16 protein-coding genes are annotated in these 17128 nt (G+C 65.3%); 7 read left to right on the top strand and 9 right to left on the bottom strand.

The genetic code is table 11. The annotated features are described in order from the left end of the window. Positions 1 to 74 precede the first annotated feature (74 nt). From ASE69_RS20835 to ASE69_RS20820, 4 genes are all read left to right on the top strand, one after another. Positions 75 to 1160: an alpha/beta hydrolase family esterase gene (locus ASE69_RS20835; protein ID WP_156362458.1), complete on the top strand. Its 1086-nt coding sequence runs from the start codon at positions 75 to 77 to the stop codon at positions 1158 to 1160. Positions 1161 to 1513: 353 nt separating this feature from the next. Then, positions 1514 to 2887, top strand: a complete 1374-nt coding sequence (locus tag ASE69_RS20830) for an MATE family efflux transporter (protein ID WP_056491109.1) — start codon at positions 1514 to 1516, stop codon at positions 2885 to 2887. Positions 2888 to 2972: 85 nt separating this feature from the next. Continuing rightward, complete coding sequence (locus ASE69_RS20825; protein ID WP_056491106.1) at positions 2973 to 3191, top strand: hypothetical protein; 219 nt, start codon at positions 2973 to 2975, stop codon at positions 3189 to 3191. 36 nt (positions 3192 to 3227) lie between these two features. Further along, a complete protein-coding gene (locus ASE69_RS20820) occupies positions 3228 to 3626 on the top strand; it encodes an MAPEG family protein (protein WP_056491103.1) in 399 nt (132 codons plus the stop codon). Between the two features lie 3 nt (positions 3627 to 3629). On the opposite strand, the gene mmsB is transcribed toward ASE69_RS20820, so the two are convergent. From mmsB to ASE69_RS20800, 4 genes are all read right to left on the bottom strand, one after another. Further along, on the bottom strand, positions 3630 to 4625 hold the full coding sequence (gene mmsB / locus ASE69_RS20815) for a 3-hydroxyisobutyrate dehydrogenase (protein WP_156362457.1): 996 nt from the start codon (positions 4623 to 4625) through the stop codon (positions 3630 to 3632). After that, entirely contained in the window at positions 4622 to 5395 is a 774-nt protein-coding gene (locus ASE69_RS20810; RefSeq protein WP_056491097.1) for an enoyl-CoA hydratase, read from the bottom strand. Before ASE69_RS20810 ends, mmsB begins: the two co-directional genes overlap by 4 nt. A 77-nt stretch (positions 5396 to 5472) precedes the next feature. Then, positions 5473 to 6516 carry an enoyl-CoA hydratase/isomerase family protein gene (locus tag ASE69_RS20805; protein WP_056491094.1) on the bottom strand — a complete coding sequence of 348 codons (1044 nt, stop codon included), beginning with the start codon at positions 6514 to 6516 and terminating at the stop codon, positions 5473 to 5475. Between the two features lie 115 nt (positions 6517 to 6631). Continuing rightward, entirely contained in the window at positions 6632 to 7789 is a 1158-nt protein-coding gene (locus tag ASE69_RS20800; protein ID WP_056491091.1) for an acyl-CoA dehydrogenase family protein, read from the bottom strand. A 112-nt stretch (positions 7790 to 7901) separates the two neighbouring features. Here ASE69_RS20800 and ASE69_RS20795 point away from each other — a divergent pair, with 112 nt between their 5' ends. Continuing rightward, positions 7902 to 8225 carry a GIY-YIG nuclease family protein gene (locus ASE69_RS20795; RefSeq protein ID WP_056491088.1) on the top strand — a complete coding sequence of 108 codons (324 nt, stop codon included), beginning with the start codon at positions 7902 to 7904 and terminating at the stop codon, positions 8223 to 8225. Positions 8226 to 8312: 87 nt separating this feature from the next. Here ASE69_RS20795 and ASE69_RS20790 read toward each other — a convergent pair whose 3' ends face one another. Continuing rightward, the gene (locus tag ASE69_RS20790; RefSeq protein ID WP_056491085.1) at positions 8313 to 9839 is read right to left on the bottom strand and encodes a CoA-acylating methylmalonate-semialdehyde dehydrogenase; all 1527 of its coding nucleotides are present in this window, start codon (positions 9837 to 9839) and stop codon (positions 8313 to 8315) included. 106 nt (positions 9840 to 9945) lie between these two features. On the opposite strand from ASE69_RS20790, the gene ASE69_RS20785 reads away from it, so the two are divergent. After that, positions 9946 to 10863 (top strand): LysR family transcriptional regulator, encoded by a 918-nt coding sequence (locus ASE69_RS20785; protein ID WP_056491082.1) that lies wholly within the window; start codon positions 9946 to 9948, stop codon positions 10861 to 10863. A 78-nt stretch (positions 10864 to 10941) separates the two neighbouring features. Continuing rightward, positions 10942 to 11310, top strand: coding sequence for a hypothetical protein (locus tag ASE69_RS20780; protein ID WP_235519029.1), 369 nt, complete (start codon positions 10942 to 10944; stop codon positions 11308 to 11310). A 163-nt stretch (positions 11311 to 11473) separates the two neighbouring features. Here ASE69_RS20780 and ASE69_RS20775 read toward each other — a convergent pair whose 3' ends face one another. The 4 genes from ASE69_RS20775 to ASE69_RS20760 form a co-directional block, all read right to left on the bottom strand. After that, a complete protein-coding gene (locus tag ASE69_RS20775) occupies positions 11474 to 12556 on the bottom strand; it encodes an acyl-CoA dehydrogenase family protein (protein ID WP_056491079.1) in 1083 nt (360 codons plus the stop codon). A gap of 4 nt (positions 12557 to 12560) precedes the next feature. Further along, positions 12561 to 13757, bottom strand: a complete 1197-nt coding sequence (locus tag ASE69_RS20770; protein WP_056491175.1) for an acyl-CoA dehydrogenase family protein — start codon at positions 13755 to 13757, stop codon at positions 12561 to 12563. A gap of 245 nt (positions 13758 to 14002) precedes the next feature. After that, on the bottom strand, positions 14003 to 15541 hold the full coding sequence (locus ASE69_RS20765) for an alginate export family protein (protein ID WP_235519027.1): 1539 nt from the start codon (positions 15539 to 15541) through the stop codon (positions 14003 to 14005). 51 nt (positions 15542 to 15592) lie between these two features. Beyond that, positions 15593 to 16936, bottom strand: coding sequence for a dicarboxylate/amino acid:cation symporter (locus ASE69_RS20760; protein ID WP_056491076.1), 1344 nt, complete (start codon positions 16934 to 16936; stop codon positions 15593 to 15595). Between the last annotated feature and the right edge of the window lie 192 nt (positions 16937 to 17128).

Raw genomic sequence — 17128 nt, 5'->3', positions numbered from 1 at the left:
TAAGATCGCGGCCGAGTACGCTGGCGACGAAAGGCTCGATTACCGTGAGAAACATCGCCGATACCCTAGCGCGCATGGCGCGCGCCGGAGCTCCGACGCCGCGCGACACTGCGCCCAGCCGCCTGACGCCACTGACCGAATTCGGGACCAACCCGGGTGCGCTGCTCGGCTTCAGCTACGTTCCCGCCAACCTGCCACCGGGCGCGCCAATAGTCGTCGTCCTGCACGGCTGCACGCAGACCGCGGCGGGCTATGACCACGGATCAGGCTGGTCGAAGCTCGCCGATCGCGCCGGTTTCGCGCTGGTCTTCCCCGAGCAAACGCGCGCGAACAATCCCAACCGCTGCTTCAACTGGTTCGCGTCGGAAGACACCGCGCAGGCCGGCGGCGAGGCCGAATCGATCGCGCAGATGACCGAGACAATGATCGCCCGCCACGGCCTCGACCGCAGCCGCGTGTACGTCACCGGGCTGTCCGCGGGCGGCGCGATGACGGTGGCGATGCTGGCCACGCGGCCCGACCTGTTCGCAGGCGGCGCGGTGATCGGCGGGCTGGCCTACGGCACCGCGACCGGCGTGTCGCAGGCGCTCGACCGGATGCGCGGGCACGGCGACACCAGCGACGCCGCGCTGGCCGACGCGGTTCGGAGCGGCGCGCGTGGACACCACGGACGCTGGCCGACGCTCGCGATCTGGCACGGCGGCGCGGACGCGACGGTGAGCGTAGCGAACGCGGACATCATCGCGCGGCAATGGCGCGGTATCCACGGCGTCGATGCGAAGGCCGTGCGCACCGAGCGAGTAGGCACCGCCGTCCACCGGATCTGGTCGGACGCGGAAGGCCGCGATGTCGTCGAAGACTGGACCGTCCCGGGCATGGGCCACGGCACGCCGATCGATCCGTTGCGCGGCGAGCGCTTGGGGGCCGCAGGGCCGTTCATGCTGGACGTCGGGATTTCCAGCACGGCGGTGATCGCAAAGTCCTGCGGCCTAGTTGCGGCGGCGGGGGTGGAAACCGCAGCCAAGGCGGCACCGGTCGAACGCATCGCCAAGATCGCGATCCCCGTCTCGCCGAAGGCCACATCGAAACCCCGCGCCGAAGCCCCCGGTATTCAGGCGACGATCGAGAACGCCCTCCGCGCTGCCGGGTTGATGCGGTAGGATAGAGACCAGCGTGGGGTCGGACGTCAGCGCGCGCGCTCCCCGTCATCCAGACGAAAGTCAGGATCCAGAGCCAAACAGGGCACCACCCGTTACCCTTGATCCTGACTTTCGTCAGGATGACGGAGTGGTTGGGGAGCATCGCGTGATTGCCCCAGCACCTTTCACACTGCATCGCGCCCTATCAATCCTCCCCCGCCAGGGGGAGGTGGCAGGCACTTCGCTGACGGAGGGGGCGGCATGGACAACCATAGCGGCGCGTTTTCACCCTCCGTCACCTCACGCGCTTGCCTGACAGGGGGAGGATCGACGGGAGCAATCGACAAGCCCCCCAACCAAGCTAAAGCCAGCGCATGACGTCCACCCCGCCCCGCCCCTGGCGTACCGAATTCGCCGCGACGCTGAAACTCGCTTGGCCGCTGGTAGCGACCAACCTCGCGCAGGCGCTGGTCGGCGCGACCGACGTAGCAATGCTGGGGCGGCTTGGATCGGATACGCTGGCAGCGGCGACGCTGGGTCTCAACCTCTACCTCGTCTTCCTGATCTTCGGCATGGGCCTCACCACCGCCGCCGTGCCGATGATCGCGCGCGAGCGCGGGGCGCGGCCGCATGCGGTGCGCGATATCCGGCGGACGGTGCGCCAGACGATCTGGGTCGCCGCCACGCTCTGCATCCCCTCGTGGATCATCCTGTGGAATGCCGAGCCAATCCTAGTCCACCTGCTCGACCAGGATCCGCTGCTCGCGCACGAGGCAGCGCGGTTCGTCCGCGCAGTGATGTGGGGGATGCTGCCCAGCCTCTGCTTCCTAGTGCTCCGCGCATTCGTCGCCGCGCTCGAGAAACCCGCCTGGTCGCTGGTGGTGATGGTCGGGCTGCTGGTCGTCAATGCCGGGCTCAACTGGCTGCTGATCTTCGGCCACGCCGGCCTCCCCGCGCTCGGCCTGCTCGGCTCGGGGATGGCGAGCAGCATCGCCAACGGCCTGAGTTTCGTCGCGATGGCGGCGGTCATCGTCTACGCAAGGCCGTTCCGCCGCTATCGCCTGCTCGGCCGGTTCTGGCGCGCCGACTGGCCACGCTACCGTGCCGTGTGGAAACTCGGCCTGCCGATCGCGATCACGCTCGGGTTCGAATCGACCGTGTTCATCGCGGCGGTGTTCCTGATGGGGTTGCTCGGCACCGTGCCGCTCGCCGCGCATGCGATCGCGATCCAGATCGCCAGCGTCACCTTCATGGTCCCGCTCGGCATCGCGCAGGCGGCAACGATCCGCGTCGGCTTGGCGTCGGGGCGTGGCGACCGTGCCGGCATAGGGCGCGCTGGTTGGGCGGCGTTCGCGATTGGCGAAGGCTTCATGGTGCTGACCGCTGCGCTCTTGATCCTCGCGCCACAACTGCTGATCGGCATCATCCTCGATGTCGATGCGCCGGCCAACGCACCGGTCGTCGCGCTGGCGATCTCGCTGCTCGCGGTCGCTGCTGTATTCCAGGTCGTCGACGGCGCACAGGTGATCGGCGCAGGCATGTTGCGTGGGCTGGGCGATACCAAGGTGCCAATGCTGTTCGCCGCGATCGGCTATTGGGGGATCGGCATCGGCGTCGGTGCGTGGCTGGCATTCGGCGGCGGCTGGGGCGGCGTCGGTATCTGGACCGGGCTCGCGACCGGATTGGCGGTCGTATCGGTTCTGATGATCGCCCGTTGGCAGGCGCGCGAACGGCTTGGCCTCGGCTAAGGCTCGCTTGGTCTCTTTGTCCGACAAGAATGATACATAACCGCTGCAGTGTGTTAACGTGTGTTACACAACCGGAGCCTGACATTTGCCTGATCAAGACCGCATCGTTGCGATCGGTTTGCTCACGCAGCGCGATGTTTTCGCGCTCGGCCATGACCTTTCACGCGTCTATCCGATCGACGAGATGCCGTGCTTCGGCGCGTTGCTCGGCGCGATCGACGACGCAGACCGGGCGTTCCACCGCGCCCGCGATGCCCAGCAGCTAGCCATCCCCCTGCAACAGAGCGCAACCTCGCGCGCATAGCGGCGTTCGAGACCCGCTGCCCTGCGGAGATCGATCATGACGCACCTATCCACCGAAATGCTGCTGCTGGGCTGGTCGACGGTCCTGCTATTCGCGTACGTCATGATCCAAGGGCAGACCGCGACGCGCGACCGCGGGCTCGACTGGAACGCTGGGCCCCGCGATGGCGAGCAGAAGCCGCTCGGCGAGATGGCCGGTCGCGCCGAACGCGCACTGAAGAATTTCCAGGAAACCTATCCGGTCTTCATCGCGCTCGCTTTGGGACTGGCGGTGACCGATCGCACTGGCGGCATCGGTGCAATCGGCGCATGGCTCTGGTTCGGCGCGCGGATCGCCTACATTCCGCTCTATCTGTTCGGCATCAAATATGTCCGCAGCCTGAGCTGGACGGTGTCGATCCTCGGCCTGCTGCTGATGCTGATCCGCTTTCTCTGAGGGTCAGAGCGTGCGGATGATCGCCGAGAAGTCGAGCCCACCCTGCCCGGCCTCGGCGAACGCTTCGTAACGCTCGGCAGCCTTAGCGCCCATCGGCGTATCCGCGCCGGTGTCCTTTGCCGCCGCCATCGCAAGCCGCAGATCCTTTAGCATCAGTGCCGCCGCAAAGCCGCCCTGATAGTCGTGGTCGGCGGGCGTCTCGGGACCGATACCGGGCAGCGGCGCATAGGTCGTCATCGACCAGCTCTGCCCCGACGACACGCTCGCGATGTCGTAGAACGCCTGCGCATCGAGCCCGAGCTTCTCCGCCAGCACGAAAGCCTCGCAAGTCGCGATCATCGTCGCGCCGAGGATCATGTTGTTGCAGATCTTCGCCGCCTGCCCCGCACCGTTCGCGCCCGCGTGGATGACCGCCTTGCCCATGTCGGCGAGGATCGCCTGCGCCCGGTCAAACGCTTCCGCCGAGCCACCGACCATGAAGGTCAGCGTCCCCGCATTCGCGGCGCCGATCCCGCCCGAGACGGGCGCATCGACCGCGACGAGACCCTTGGCTTGCGCGGCGGTGGCGACCTGCTTGGCGGTGGCGACGTCGATCGTCGAACAGTCGATCAGGATTACGGACGGCGATGCGACCGCGAACAGCGCGTCGTACACCTCGGCGACATGCTTGCCGGCGGGGAGCATCGTCACGATCGCTTCGGCACCGTCTGCGGCATCCTGCGCGGAGGCGACCGGCAGGCAGCCTGCGGCCTTCGCCTTGTCCAAAGCGTCGACGCTCAGATCGAACGCGCGAACGTCGTGGCCCTTCTTGGCGAGGTTCGCCGCCATGCCGCCGCCCATGTTGCCGAGCCCGATGAAACCGATCCGTGCCATGTTCTCTCTCCTAATTTTGCTCCCCTCCCGTTCACGGGAGGGGTTGGCTCTCACAGACCGGACGCCGGTACGTACGTCGCGCCCTCCCCTAGCCCCTCCCGCAAGCGGGAGGGGGACTACGATCATTTCCCCGTCCAGGTCCCGGCGCGCTTCTCGACGAACGCGGCCATGCCTTCGCTCTGGTCCTCGGTCCCGAACAGCCCGTGGAACAGCCGCCGCTCGAACTGGACACCCATCGCGAGCCCCGTCTCGAACGCCGCGTTGACCATTTCCTTGTTCGCCAGCACCGCCAGCGGCGCCATCGCCGCGATCGTCGTCGCCGTCTTCACCGCCTCCTCGACCAACTCGTCCGCCGGCACGATCCGCGAGACCAGCCCCGAGCGCTCCGCTTCGGCGGCATCCATCATCCGCCCGGTCAGGCACATCTCCATCGCCTTCGCCTTGCCGACCGCGCGCGTGAGGCGCTGAGATCCGCCCATGCCAGGTGACACCGCCAATTTGATCTCGGGCTGGCCGAACTTGGCGGTATCCGCCGCGAGGATAAAGTCGCACATCATCGCCAGTTCGCACCCGCCGCCGAGCGCATAGCCCGCCACCGCCGCAATGATCGGCTTGCGCGTTCGCGTGAAATTTTCCCAGCCTGCGAAGAAGTTACTCGCGTACATCTCCGCGAAGCCTTGCGACTGCATCTCCTTGATGTCCGCCCCCGCCGCGAACGCCTTGGCCGAGCCGGTCAGCACGGCGCACCCTTGCGACGGGTCCGCATCGAACGCGGCAAACGCGGCGATCAGGTCGGCGAGCACCTGCGAGTTCAATGCGTTCAACGCCTGGGGCCGGTTCAGCGTGACAAGCGTAACGCCGCCGCGCTGCTCGACCAGGATGGTTTCGTAGGTCATTCACTTACTCCTTGTATCCCCGCGAAGGCGGGGACCCAGTCTGGGCTCCCGCCTTCGCGGGAGAACATTTAGACGGATCAGCCGGGCGTCCACGCCTCATGCTCAGGCAACGGCGCGAAGATCTGGTCGATCACATGATCGGTCACATCCTCGGGCGTCGCAGGGTCCCAACGCGGCGCATTGTCCTTGTCGACGATCACTGCCCGCACGCCCTCGATGAAGTCATGCCGCTGCACGACATGCGCACCGACCGCATATTCCTGCCGCATCTCGTCGGCGAAACTCGCCATCCCAGCGCCCTCGTGGAGCAGCCGGAGCGACACCTTCATCGTCTGCGGCGACTTGGTCTTCAGCGTCGCAAGTGTCTGAGTCGCCCACTCCCCGCCATCGGCGTCGAGCACAGCGTAGATCTCCTCCAGCACGTCTGAAGCGAAAAGCCGGTCGATCTCGTCCTTGCGAGCCAAGATCTTCGCATCGGGTGCCGACGTCGCCAACGCGTCCAACACGCCCGCGATATCCTGCGGAGTCTCCGCAATCCGCGCCTTGGCGCTATCAAGCGTATCGCTAGCCAGATACTGCGTCGCCAACCCAAGCGCGAGACACTCCGCACCATCGAGCCGGTGCCCGGTCAGAGCCAGATACTGCCCGATCCGCCCCAGCAACCGCGACAGATACCAGCCGCCACCGACATCCGGGAACAACCCGATCCCCGTCTCCGGCATCGCGAACTTGGTGTTCTCGGTCGCCACCCGGAACCGGCACGGCAACGCAAGCCCGACGCCGCCGCCCATCGTGATCCCGTCCATGAACGCGACGATCGGCTTGGCATAGGTGAACAGCCGATGGTTCATGCGGTACTCAGCATGAAAGAACGCCCGCGCCTCGACGCCATCGGTCGCGCCCGAGGCCGCAAGCATGCGGATATCCCCGCCAGCACAGAACCCGCGTCCCTCCGCATGATCGACCACGATCGCCTCGACCGCCGCATCGCCACGCCAAGCTTCCAGCGCCTCAAGCACGCCTTCGCACATCGCGAGGTTCAGAGCGTGCAAAGCCTTCGGACGGTTCAACCGGATACGGCCGACAGGCCCTTCACTCTCGACGATCAGATCATCGGTCACGCGGTCACCTCCAAAGCACCATCTCCGCGCCCCCGCGTCTCCGCGTGAACCAAGGATCTTTTCACGCGGAGACGCGGAGGCGCGGAGCGGAAGGAATGAGCAAAGCTGCGCGGACTCACTGCCGCGTCAGCTCGCGACCGACGATCATCCGCATGACCTGGTTCGTCCCCTCCAGGATCGAATGAACCCGCAGATCACGCCAGAAGCGTTCGATTGGATAATCCTGCAGATACCCATACCCGCCATGCAGCTGCAACGCACGGTCGACCACCGAAGACCCCGTGTCCGTCGCCAGCCGCTTCGCCATCGCCGCAAACTTGGTCTTGTCGGGCGCGTTCGCCGTCACCTTCGCAGCCGCCATGTAAAGCAACGCGCGCGCCGCCTCCAATTCGGTCGCCATGTCCGCCAGCATGAACTGCGTGTTCTGGAAATCCGCGATCGCATTCCCGAACTGCTTGCGGTCCCTGGTATACGCGATCGCCTCGTCTAGACACCGCTGCGCACCGCCGAGCGAGCACGCACCGATGTTCAGCCGCCCGCCATCGAGCCCCATCATCGCGATCCGAAAGCCCTCGCCCTCGCCGCCAACCATGTTCGCCGCCGGCACGCGGACGCCGTCAAAGATCACCTGCCGCGTCGGTTGCGAATGCCAGCCGAGCTTCTTTTCGTTCGCGCCGAACGACACGCCCGGCATGTCCTTCTCGATCACCAGGCACGAGATGCCCTTCGGCCCGTCCTCACCGGTGCGGACCATGGTGACATACACCTCGTTCTCGCCCGCACCCGAGATGAACTGCTTCGAGCCCGTCACGATCCAGTCGTCGCCGTCGCGGACGGCTCGCGTCTTCAGAGCAGCCGCGTCGGAACCCGACCCCGGCTCGGTCAAGCAATAGCTGCCAAGCCGGTCCATCGTCACCATGCTGGGGAGATACTTGTCCTTCACCGCCTGCGAACCGAACCGGTCGATCATCCACGCCGCCATGTTGTGGATGCTGATGAACGCCGACGTCGAAGGACATCCGTACGACATTGCCTCCATGATCAGCGCCGCTTCGAGCCGCCCAAGCGCGATCCCTCCGCTCTCCTCGCTGACGTAGATCGCCGCAAAGCCGAGCTCGGCCGCCGCCTTGATCGTATCGCGCGGAAAGATGTGCTTCTCGTCCCACTCGGCCGCATGCGGCGTGATCCGGTCTGCGGTAAAGCGGCGCGCCAGCTCCTGGATCTCGCGCTGGTCGTCGGTGAGGTCGAACTGGTTTGAGGTGAACTGGTTCATCGTGGTCCTATCTCCGTCATGCCGGGCTTGACCCGGCACCCAGAGCCACGGACGCCGGTGTTCGTGGCTCTGGGTCCTGACGTGCGTCAGGATGACGATTGGGGGAAATGACGTGGATCGGCAACCGGCTGTCTACATCCTCGCAAGCTGGCGCAACGGGACGCTGTACATCGGCGTCACGTCCAACCTGATGGCGCGGATCGTTCAGCATCGTGCCGGATCCTTTGGCAGCTTTACGCGAATGTACGGCGTCAAACGGCTCGTTTGGTTCGCGATGGCGGACACGATGGAGGGGGTCATAGCTCGCGAGAAGCAGTTGAAGAACTGGCACCGCGCCTGGAAAATCGAACTGATCGAAGCTGACAATCCGACGTGGCGCGATCTGGCAGAGGATTGGGGCTTCGATCCGCTCCCCCGGCCGTCATCCCGGGCTTGACCCGGGACCCAGAGCCACGAGCCCCTACGCCCGTGGCTCTGGGTCCTGACGTTCGTCAGGATGACGGAGGAGGCAGACCGCACCCAATCACCCCATCGTCGGAATAACGAACGCGTCGTTATCGCGCGCAGGCCCACCATCCTCGGCCATCGCCGGCAGCGCAGACCCGTCCGGCCAGCGCTGCGTGATCGTCTTGACCTTGGTCCAGAACTTCACGCCCTCCATGCCGTGCTGGTTGGTGTCGCCGAACGCCGAGCGCTTCCAGCCACCGAACGTATGATACGCCACCGGCACCGGGATCGGCACGTTGATCCCCACCATCCCGACGTTCACTCGTGCCGCGAACTCGCGTGCCGCGTGACCGTTGCGCGTGAAGATCGCGACGCCGTTGCCGTATTGATGCTCGCTCGGCAGGCGCACCGCCTCCTCGAAGTCGGCGGCGCGGACGATCTGGAGCACCGGCCCGAAGATCTCTTCCTTGTACGCCGACATCTCGGTGGTCACGTGGTCGAACAGCGACGGCCCGATGAAGAAGCCCTTCTCGTGGCCCTGCAACGCAAACCCACGCCCGTCGACGACCAGTTCCGCGCCCTCGTCGACGCCGGTCTGGATCCAGTTCTCGATCCGGGTGCGATGCGCCGCGTTCACCACCGGCCCGTAATGCGCATCGTTGTCGGTCGACACGCCAACGCGCAGCGCCGCGATCGCCGGGATCAGTTTCTCGCGCAACGCGATCGCGGTCTTCTCGCCCACCGGCACCACCACCGGCAGCGCCATGCAGCGCTCGCCGGCGCTCCCGAACGCCGCACCCGACAGGTCGGCGACGACCTGATCGAGGTCCGCGTCGGGCATGACGATACCGTGGTTCTTCGCGCCGCCCATCGCCTGGACGCGCTTGCCCGCCTCGACGCCGCGACGGTACACGTAATGCGCGATGTCGGACGACCCGACGAAGCTCACCGCCGAGATCGCCGGGTGATCGAGGATCGCGTCGACCATTTCCTTGTCGCCGTGGACGACCTGGAAGATGCCCTCGGGCAGCCCCGCCTCGACAAACAATTCGCCCAACCGCACCGGCACCGACGGATCGCGCTCGGACGGCTTGAGGATGAACGCGTTGCCCGTGGCGATCGCTACGCCCGACATCCACAGCGGGATCATTGCCGGGAAATTGAACGGCGTGATACCCGCACCTATACCGAGCGGCTGGCGCATCGAATATACGTCGATCCCCGGCCCGGCGCCCTGCGTGTATTCGCCCTTGAGGATGTGCGGGATGCCGCAGCAGAACTCGATCACCTCGAGCCCGCGCTGGATATCGCCCTTCGAATCCGCGATCACCTTGCCGTGCTCGGACGAGAGCATCCGCGCGAGTTCGTCCATGTTCGCTTCGACGAGCCGCTTGAACTCGAACATCACGCGCGCGCGACGCTGCGGGTTGGTCGCCGCCCAGCCGGGTTGCGCCTCCTGCGCGGCAGCGACCGCACGGTCCAGATCGGTCGCGCCCGACAATCGCACGCGCGCCTGCACCTCGCCCGAATTCGGGTCGAATACATCACCGAAGCGCTCGGCCGTGCTGGCCGCACCGCTAACGAAATTCTCGATCGTCCGCATGGCATCCTCTTCTTGTTGCACGCACCGTCGGGCATAAGCGTTTCGCAGCCAAGCGGGGTTGTTTGCAGAATCGCTCTGCGAATATGCAGTATAGGGTGAGGCGTTCATGGATTGGGACGACGTCCGGTATTTCCTCGCTCTGGCGCGCACGCACCGGCTTGGGCCAGCCGCAAAACTGCTGGGACAGGACGCGACGACGGTCTCGCGGCGCCTGCAGCGGCTGGAGCGGCGACTCCAGACGACATTGTTCGAGCAGACCGTGGCGGGTTACGCACTGACCGAGCGCGGCGCGGCGTTGCTCGACCATGCCGAGACGATGGAGGCCTCCGCGCTCGGGATTCAGGAGGTCGTCGGCACCGATGCAGGCGTACTCGCCGGCCCAATCCGATTGAGCGTCTCGGAAGGCTTCGGCAGCCGCATCCTCGCCCCACGGCTCGCGTCATTCACCAACCAGCATCCGCGGATCGCGGTCGACCTGATCGCGTCGACCGGCTTCCTCAATCCCTCACGGCGAGAGGCGGATATCGCGGTGATGCTGGCGCGACCGAAGAGTGGGCCGTTGGTCGCTCGGAAGCTCACCGACTATCACCTCGGCCTCTACGCGCATCCCGATCACCTCGCACGGTCGGGACCGATCGCGACCACCGCGGACCTGATGCGGCACCGGCTGATCGGGTACGTGCCCGACATGATCTACGCGCCCGAGCTCCGCTATCTGGCGGAGATCGACGGGCGGCTTGATGCCTCGATCCGCAGTTCGAGCATCGTCGCACAGGCTGGACTGATCGCGGCAGGCGCGGGGTGTGGGATACTTCCGTGCTTTATCGGCGACCAAATGCCGGGACTGGTGCGCGTGCTGCCGGAAACGGTGGACATCCAGCGCTCGTTCTGGCTCGTCGTCCACCGCGACGTCCGCCGGATCGCGCGGATCGATCGCTTCATAGCCTGGCTGGACTCGACCATCGGCGACCTGAAACCGCTGATGCTGGGCGTCTCGCCCCCGCCGATTGCCGCCCCCGAGTGAGGCCCGTATAAGATCGATGGTGCATCGCAGCATCGCCGGGCCTGGAGCAGCGCGTTGATCCCCAAACTCTATCACCAGATGATCGACGCGATCGGCGACGGCACCGGCCTGCCGGACATCATCCTTCACATTCACGCGGGCATGGCGCTGCTGATGATTGCCCGGCTGATCACGCGGCGGTCGTTCGGGACGTTCATTCCATGGTGGGTGGTCGTCGCCGGCGAGGCGTTTAACGAGATCATGGACCGGCTGAACTTCGGCTCGTGGCGCTGGGAGGATACCTCGCTGGACATCATCAACACGCTGCTCTGGCCGACTGTGATCTGTGTCGGGGTGCGGTTGCGGCCGATGATTGCGCAGCGGGTCATGGTCAAGACGGGTGTGGTGGAGACCGGGCCGGATGCTGTTGTCCCGGTGGAAAGCGTTCCTGTCGAGCCTGAGCACTAATCTGCCCCCCTCCCTGGAAGGGAGGGGTTGGGGGTGGGTCGGTCGGTTGGCTGGCGTACCAAGTTACAAGCAGCCAACCCACCCCTAGCCCCTCCCTTTCAGGGAGGGGTACGCGTTGTGGGCGGGCTGGCTTGGTCTATTCCAGACAGCCAATAGGCCCGGTTCAGCCTAGCGCGATGTACCGTTGCAGGTGATAATCCTCATCGCCCAACTGGTGGTCGATCATCACCAGCCGCTTCGCATAATGCGACACCGCATATTCCCACGTCATGCCGATGCCGCCATGAAGCTGGATCGTTTCCTCCGCGACCAGCGCCCCAGTACGCCCGATCGTGTATTTCGCCGCAGACAACGCCCGCTCGCGCGCCTTCGCATCGTCGCCGTCGAACGCCGAGGCCGCGTTGATCACCGCGGAGTGCGCCTGCTCGATCTCGAGTAACACCGTCGCCATGCGGTGCTGAAGCGCCTGGAACTTGCCGATCGGCACGCCGAACTGCTTACGGTCGCGGAGATAGCCGAGCGTCGCTTCCTTGACGAACTCCATCGCACCGACCGCTTCGGCCGACAGCGCGAGCAACCCCGCCCCGACCGCCGCGTCGACGATCGCCTGCCCCTGCCCTTCGCCACCAACGCGCGCTTCGGCGCCGAGCGCCACGTTCTCGAACATCACGTCACCGGCAGCGCCGCCCTCGACGACGTTGAAGCTGCGGACCGATACCCCGGCCGTATCCGCCGGTACGAGCAGCACGAGCGGGTCGCCATCCTGCTCCACCGTCACGACGAACACCGATGCCGCACCCGCCTGCGAAACGACAGCCTTCGTCCCATTGAGCGTCCAACCATCGCCGCTCTCCGTCGCAGTCACCGGCGTCGCGCCATCCTCGTGCGCGAACGCGGCGATCGTCTCGCCAGACACGATCGCGGCCAGCGTGTCGTCATGCCCGCTAGCCTTCGCGAGCGCACGTCCCGCCATCAGCGCGCATAGGAACGGCTCGACCACCAGCGCGCGGCCGAGCGCCTCGAACACCACCATGATGTCGAACCCGCTGCCGCCGAAGCCGCCCGCCGCCTCGTCGAACAGCGCGGATACGATGCCGAGTTCGCTCAACTGCTGCCAGGCCGCCGGGTCATACCCTGCCTCGCCGTACGCACCCGCGTTGCGCGTCTCGATCGGATAGCCGTCGCGCAACGCCCGCACGAGCGTGTCGGCGAGCATGCGGCGGTCGTCGGTGTGTTCGAAATTCATGGTATCACAGACCCAGGATGGCTTTGGAGATGATGTTCTTCTGGATCTCGTTCGACCCGCCGAAGATCGACAGTTTGCGGTTGTTGAAATAGCTCGGCGCCGCCATCGCGGCGTCCTCCGGGCCTACATCCTCGCCGTTCCAGCCGGCCTCCAGAGCTTCGGGTATGTAGGGTGCCGCGTATGAACCATAGGCGCGACGCGTCAGCGAGGTGATCTCCTGCCGGATCTCGGTACCCTTGATCTTGAGCATCGAACTCTCCGCACCGGGCGCACCGCCACCCGCGACCGCCGCCAGCACGCGTAGATTGGTCGTCTGCATGTTCGCTAGATCGATCTCCACCCGCGCCATCCGCGCCGCGAACAACGGATCGTCCGCCAGCGAGCGCCCACCCTTCTTCTGCATCTGCGCGACTTCCTTCAGCCGCTCGAACGAGGCGATCGAGAAGCCGACACCAGCGATGTTGGTCCGCTCATACGTCAGCAGATACTTGGCGTAGGTCCAGCCCATATTCTCCTCGCCGACAAGGTTGGCGACGGGCACCTCGACATCGGTGAAGAACACCTCGTTCACCTCCTGCTCGCCGTCGATCAGCGTGATCGGGCGGACTTCGATGCCGGGCGACTTCATGTCGATCAGCAGGAACGAGATGCCCTCCTGCTTCTTAGCCGTCGCGTCGGTGCGGACGAGACAGAAGATCATGTCGGCATGCTGGCCAAGCGTCGTCCAGGTCTTCTGGCCGTTGACGACATAGACGTCGCCCTTCCGGACCGCGGTGGTCTTGAGGCCCGCGAGATCGGAGCCCGCACCCGGCTCCGAATACCCCTGGCACCACCAGTCGGAGCCGTCGAGAATCCGCGGCAACCACTGCTTCTTCTGCTCTTCGGAACCGTATTTGATCAGCACCGGCCCGAGCATGTTGACGCCGAACGGCACCACGCGGGGCGCGTGGGCGAGTGCGGATTCATTGTCGAAGATGAAACGCTGGATCACGCTCCAGCCCGGACCACCCCACTGCTCGGGCCAGTGGTTCGCCAGCCAGCCGCGTTCGTTGAGGATCGCGTGCCATTCCTCCATGTCCGACTTGCGCAGCCGCTTGCCCTCGCGAACCAGCGTCGAGAGGCGAGCGGGAAGTTTGTCGCGGAAGAAGCTGCGGACTTCGTCGCGGAACGATTCTTCTTCGGGCGTGAAGCTGAGATCCATGGCCATGTGACTCCTGATGTTGGAGCCTGTGTGCCACAGTCGATCAAGGAATTGAAGGACCGGTATGGTCTATACGATGGAATTTGTTGCGTCGTGCGACGCAGGTTAATCCAGCCGGTATCCAACTTCTCCCCCCCTCCCTGAAAGGGAGGGATCGGGGGTGGGTCGGCCTGCTTGGGCCTCGTGCGTGCGTATGCGGAAGCCGACCCACCCCCAGCCCCTCCCTTCCAGGGGGGGGAGCAGTATCAGAACCGGTAGCTGATCCAGCCGGCGAGGAAGTCGGAGTTCTTGTATCCCGCATTCGTCAGCGCAGGCCCCGCGATCAGATGCTCGTAGCGCCCGGTGAACGACAGCCGCGAGGTGAACGGGTACACCGCCTGGAACCGCAGCGTATCGGCGATCTTCTTGCCCCCGAAATTCTGCGTGCCCGCAAACGCCGAGCCGTTCGCACGGTACACCGCATCGCTCGTCGTATCGCGCCACGAGCGCTGATATTCCGCGGTCAGCCGCAACTTGTCGAACACGCTGAACGTCACGTTCGGCGCCAGCGCGACCAGGTTGGTTGGCGTCGCGAACAACTGGTAGCTGTAATAGACGTTGTTGCCGAACGGCGCCAACGAGTTGCGCAACGTGCCGTTACCGTACGCGCCGCCGCCGCTCGCATAATCGGCGTGGAAGCCGACGCGCGGCGCGGACTTGCCTTCGCCGAGCTTGTAGGTCTGCGCCAACAGGATCAGCCACGCCTTGATCGAGCGATTGTCGTACGAACCGCCCTGATAGTTGATCGTCCAGTCGAGATTGACCGGCCCCGCATCGCCCCAGACGTGCAAACCATAGAAGTTGCGAGCTTCGCGCGCGTTGTCGGTGCCCCATACCGCCCCGCGGTTGCGCAGGCGCCAGAGGAACGGATCGACGTACAACTTCGAGCCGCCGAACAGCGTCTCCGGCACGACGATGCCCGTAGAGATACCCGAGAAGCGCCGCGCACTCTCCGCATTGTCGTCCTGAGTACCGCCATTGCCATACGCAGTCGGCTTGAAGTCGAACACGTCGGCACGGACACCAGCGGTGCGCGCCCAGGCGCGGAAGCCGTTGAACCCGAAGAACAACGTGTTGTTGTCGCGCGGCACGACCAGCAGGTTGGGACCGTCCGCAAACGTCTGGCGGCCATAGCGCACGCCGACGTCGACATCGGCGACCGTCCCGGTCAGGTCGACGAACGCCTGCTGCACGGCCAGCTTGTTGCGCAGGTTCGGCAGCGCGGTGCCCAGATTCTGCCCCTCAAGAGTGCCATGCGCGAGTTCGCCGTAGAAGCGAAGGTGCTCACCGACATGCAGATCGGCGCCACCGAACAGGCGAAGGATGTCCTGCCGCTGTGCTTCGGCGTCGCGGAGATTGGGGTTGGTCGTCTGGTTGACGCGCAACCGCGCCTCGCCTGACAGCGTCAGATAGACGTCGCCATCACCCGCGATCGAGATGAACTTCAGCTGGTCGACGATGTCCTTGCGCTTCTTCGGATCGCGCAGCTTCGACCAGTCCTCTGCCCAGCGCGACTGGTTGTAGCCGCCCGACGTCGTTCCGTCGCCGATCGCGGCATTGGGGTAGCTCTCGGCGATCGGCGAGGCTTCGCCGGTGCTCGACACGTCCTTGGCGCCGGCATTCGCCTGTCGCGAGGGCGGCGCTTCGGCCTGCGCCACCGCCACGCTCGAGAAGGCCAGGGTCGAAAGCGCGGACGCGGCAAAGCCGGCCGCATACGCCATGCGGCGGATCGTCATCGAGGTCATAAGCAAATATCCGGTACAGGACGCGGGACCGGCGAACCGGCCCCGTACGCGTCAGTGGGCAGGAACGGCTGCGATTGGAGCAGGCACGAATTCAGGAAGCTTGCCCGACAGCGCCGCGTTCAGCTTGTCGCGGTCGAGACCGCCTTCCCAGCGGGCGACGACGATCGTAGCGACCGCGTTGCCGATGAAGTTCGTCAGGCTGCGGCACTCGCTCATGAAGCGATCGACGCCGAGGATCAGCGCCATGCCCGCGATCGGCACCGTCGGCACGATCGACAGCGTCGCGGCCAGGGTGATGAAGCCCGCGCCGGTAACGCCCGCCGCACCCTTCGACGAGATCATCGCGACAACCAGCAGCAACAGTTCCTGCCCGAGCGTCAGATGCGTGTTGGTCGCCTGCGCGATGAACAGCGCCGCCAGCGTCATATAGATGTTGGTACCGTCGAGGTTGAACGAATAACCGGTCGGCACGACCAGTCCGACGACCGACTTCTCGCAGCCTGCCGCTTCCATCTTCTGGATCAGGTTCGGCAGCGCGGCTTCCGACGACGAGGTGCCGAGGACCAGCAGCAGCTCGGCCTTGAGATAGCGGATCAGCTTGAAGATGGAGAAGCCGGTCAGCCGCGCGACGGTGCCGAGGATGACGACCACGAACAGTGCGGCAGTGAGGTAGAAGGTCGCGACCAAGGCACCAAGATTGGCAAGGCTGCCGATCCCGTATTTGCCGATCGTGAACGCGATCGCGCCGAACGCGCCGAGCGGGGCCGCGCGCATCAGGATGCCGACCAGCTTGAAGACGATCAGGCTGAGGCGCTCGAGGAAGTTCAGCACCGGCTTGGCAGGCTCGCCGACCAGGCTCAGCGAGATGCCGAACAGGATCGCGACGAGCAGGATCTGGAGGATGTTGCCCTCGGTGAACGCGCTGACCATCGTGTCCGGGATGATGCTCATCAGGAACCCGGTGATCGTCGTCTCGTGCGCCTTCACGGTGTAGTCGGCGATACCCTTGGTATCTAGCGTGGCGGCATCGATGTTCATCCCCGCGCCCGGCTGGACGACGTTGGCGACGATCAGCCCGACGATCAGCGCCAGCGTCGAGAAGAACAGGAAGTAGGCGAACGCCTTGCCCGCAACGCGGCCGACCGAGCCGAGCTCCTTCATCCCGGCGATACCCGTGACGAGCGTCAGGAAGATCACCGGTGCGATGATCATCTTCACCAGCTTGATGAATGCATCGCCAAGCGGCTTCAGCGCCGCGCCGTAGGTCGGATAGAAATGCCCGAGCGCCGCGCCGAGCGCGATCGCGATCAGGACCTGGATATAGAGCTGGCCGCTCCAGCGCTTCCGCGCGGGCGTTTCCGCGACGCCATATGTCTGGGTGGGTAGGGTCAACATCGCCTCCTGGTATTCTCGTCCACTCACGCGGGACGTTGTGTGCGACGGTAATGCCGGGCCGGACCGGGGACTACAAGAGTGGGGGTCACAAGCCCGCAAAACGTTGGTTTTAAGCCATTTATTTGCATACCGATTATTCTGACGTGTGGGAAATGTCGTGTTTCAGTAATAGCGTGACCGCTGCGTGTGTGA

Origin of the sequence: Sphingomonas sp. Leaf208, assembly GCF_001421415.1 — a bacterium.
Classification (GTDB): Bacteria; Pseudomonadota; Alphaproteobacteria; order Sphingomonadales; family Sphingomonadaceae; genus Sphingomonas.
Note: the sequence above shows the minus strand (reverse complement) of the source record. Positions and strands in the feature narration are given on the sequence as shown.

What these genes read in the sequence shown, in the direction of transcription:
- ASE69_RS20760 (WP_056491076.1), bottom strand. Translation starts at nt 16,936, where the DNA reads ATGTTGACCCTACCCACCCAGACATATGGCGTCGCGGAAACGCCCGCG.
- ASE69_RS20765 (WP_235519027.1), bottom strand. Translation starts at nt 15,541, where the DNA reads ATGACCTCGATGACGATCCGCCGCATGGCGTATGCGGCCGGCTTTGCC.
- ASE69_RS20790 (WP_056491085.1), bottom strand. Translation starts at nt 9,839, where the DNA reads ATGCGGACGATCGAGAATTTCGTTAGCGGTGCGGCCAGCACGGCCGAG.
- ASE69_RS20775 (WP_056491079.1), bottom strand. Translation starts at nt 12,556, where the DNA reads ATGAATTTCGAACACACCGACGACCGCCGCATGCTCGCCGACACGCTC.
- mmsB (WP_156362457.1), bottom strand. Translation starts at nt 4,625, where the DNA reads ATGATCGTAGTCCCCCTCCCGCTTGCGGGAGGGGCTAGGGGAGGGCGC.
- ASE69_RS20780 (WP_235519029.1), top strand. Translation starts at nt 10,942, where the DNA reads ATGATCGACGCGATCGGCGACGGCACCGGCCTGCCGGACATCATCCTT.
- ASE69_RS20785 (WP_056491082.1), top strand. Translation starts at nt 9,946, where the DNA reads ATGGATTGGGACGACGTCCGGTATTTCCTCGCTCTGGCGCGCACGCAC.
- ASE69_RS20810 (WP_056491097.1), bottom strand. Translation starts at nt 5,395, where the DNA reads ATGACCTACGAAACCATCCTGGTCGAGCAGCGCGGCGGCGTTACGCTT.
- ASE69_RS20835 (WP_156362458.1), top strand. Translation starts at nt 75, where the DNA reads ATGGCGCGCGCCGGAGCTCCGACGCCGCGCGACACTGCGCCCAGCCGC.
- ASE69_RS20770 (WP_056491175.1), bottom strand. Translation starts at nt 13,757, where the DNA reads ATGGATCTCAGCTTCACGCCCGAAGAAGAATCGTTCCGCGACGAAGTC.
- ASE69_RS20800 (WP_056491091.1), bottom strand. Translation starts at nt 7,789, where the DNA reads ATGAACCAGTTCACCTCAAACCAGTTCGACCTCACCGACGACCAGCGC.
- ASE69_RS20830 (WP_056491109.1), top strand. Translation starts at nt 1,514, where the DNA reads ATGACGTCCACCCCGCCCCGCCCCTGGCGTACCGAATTCGCCGCGACG.
- ASE69_RS20820 (WP_056491103.1), top strand. Translation starts at nt 3,228, where the DNA reads ATGACGCACCTATCCACCGAAATGCTGCTGCTGGGCTGGTCGACGGTC.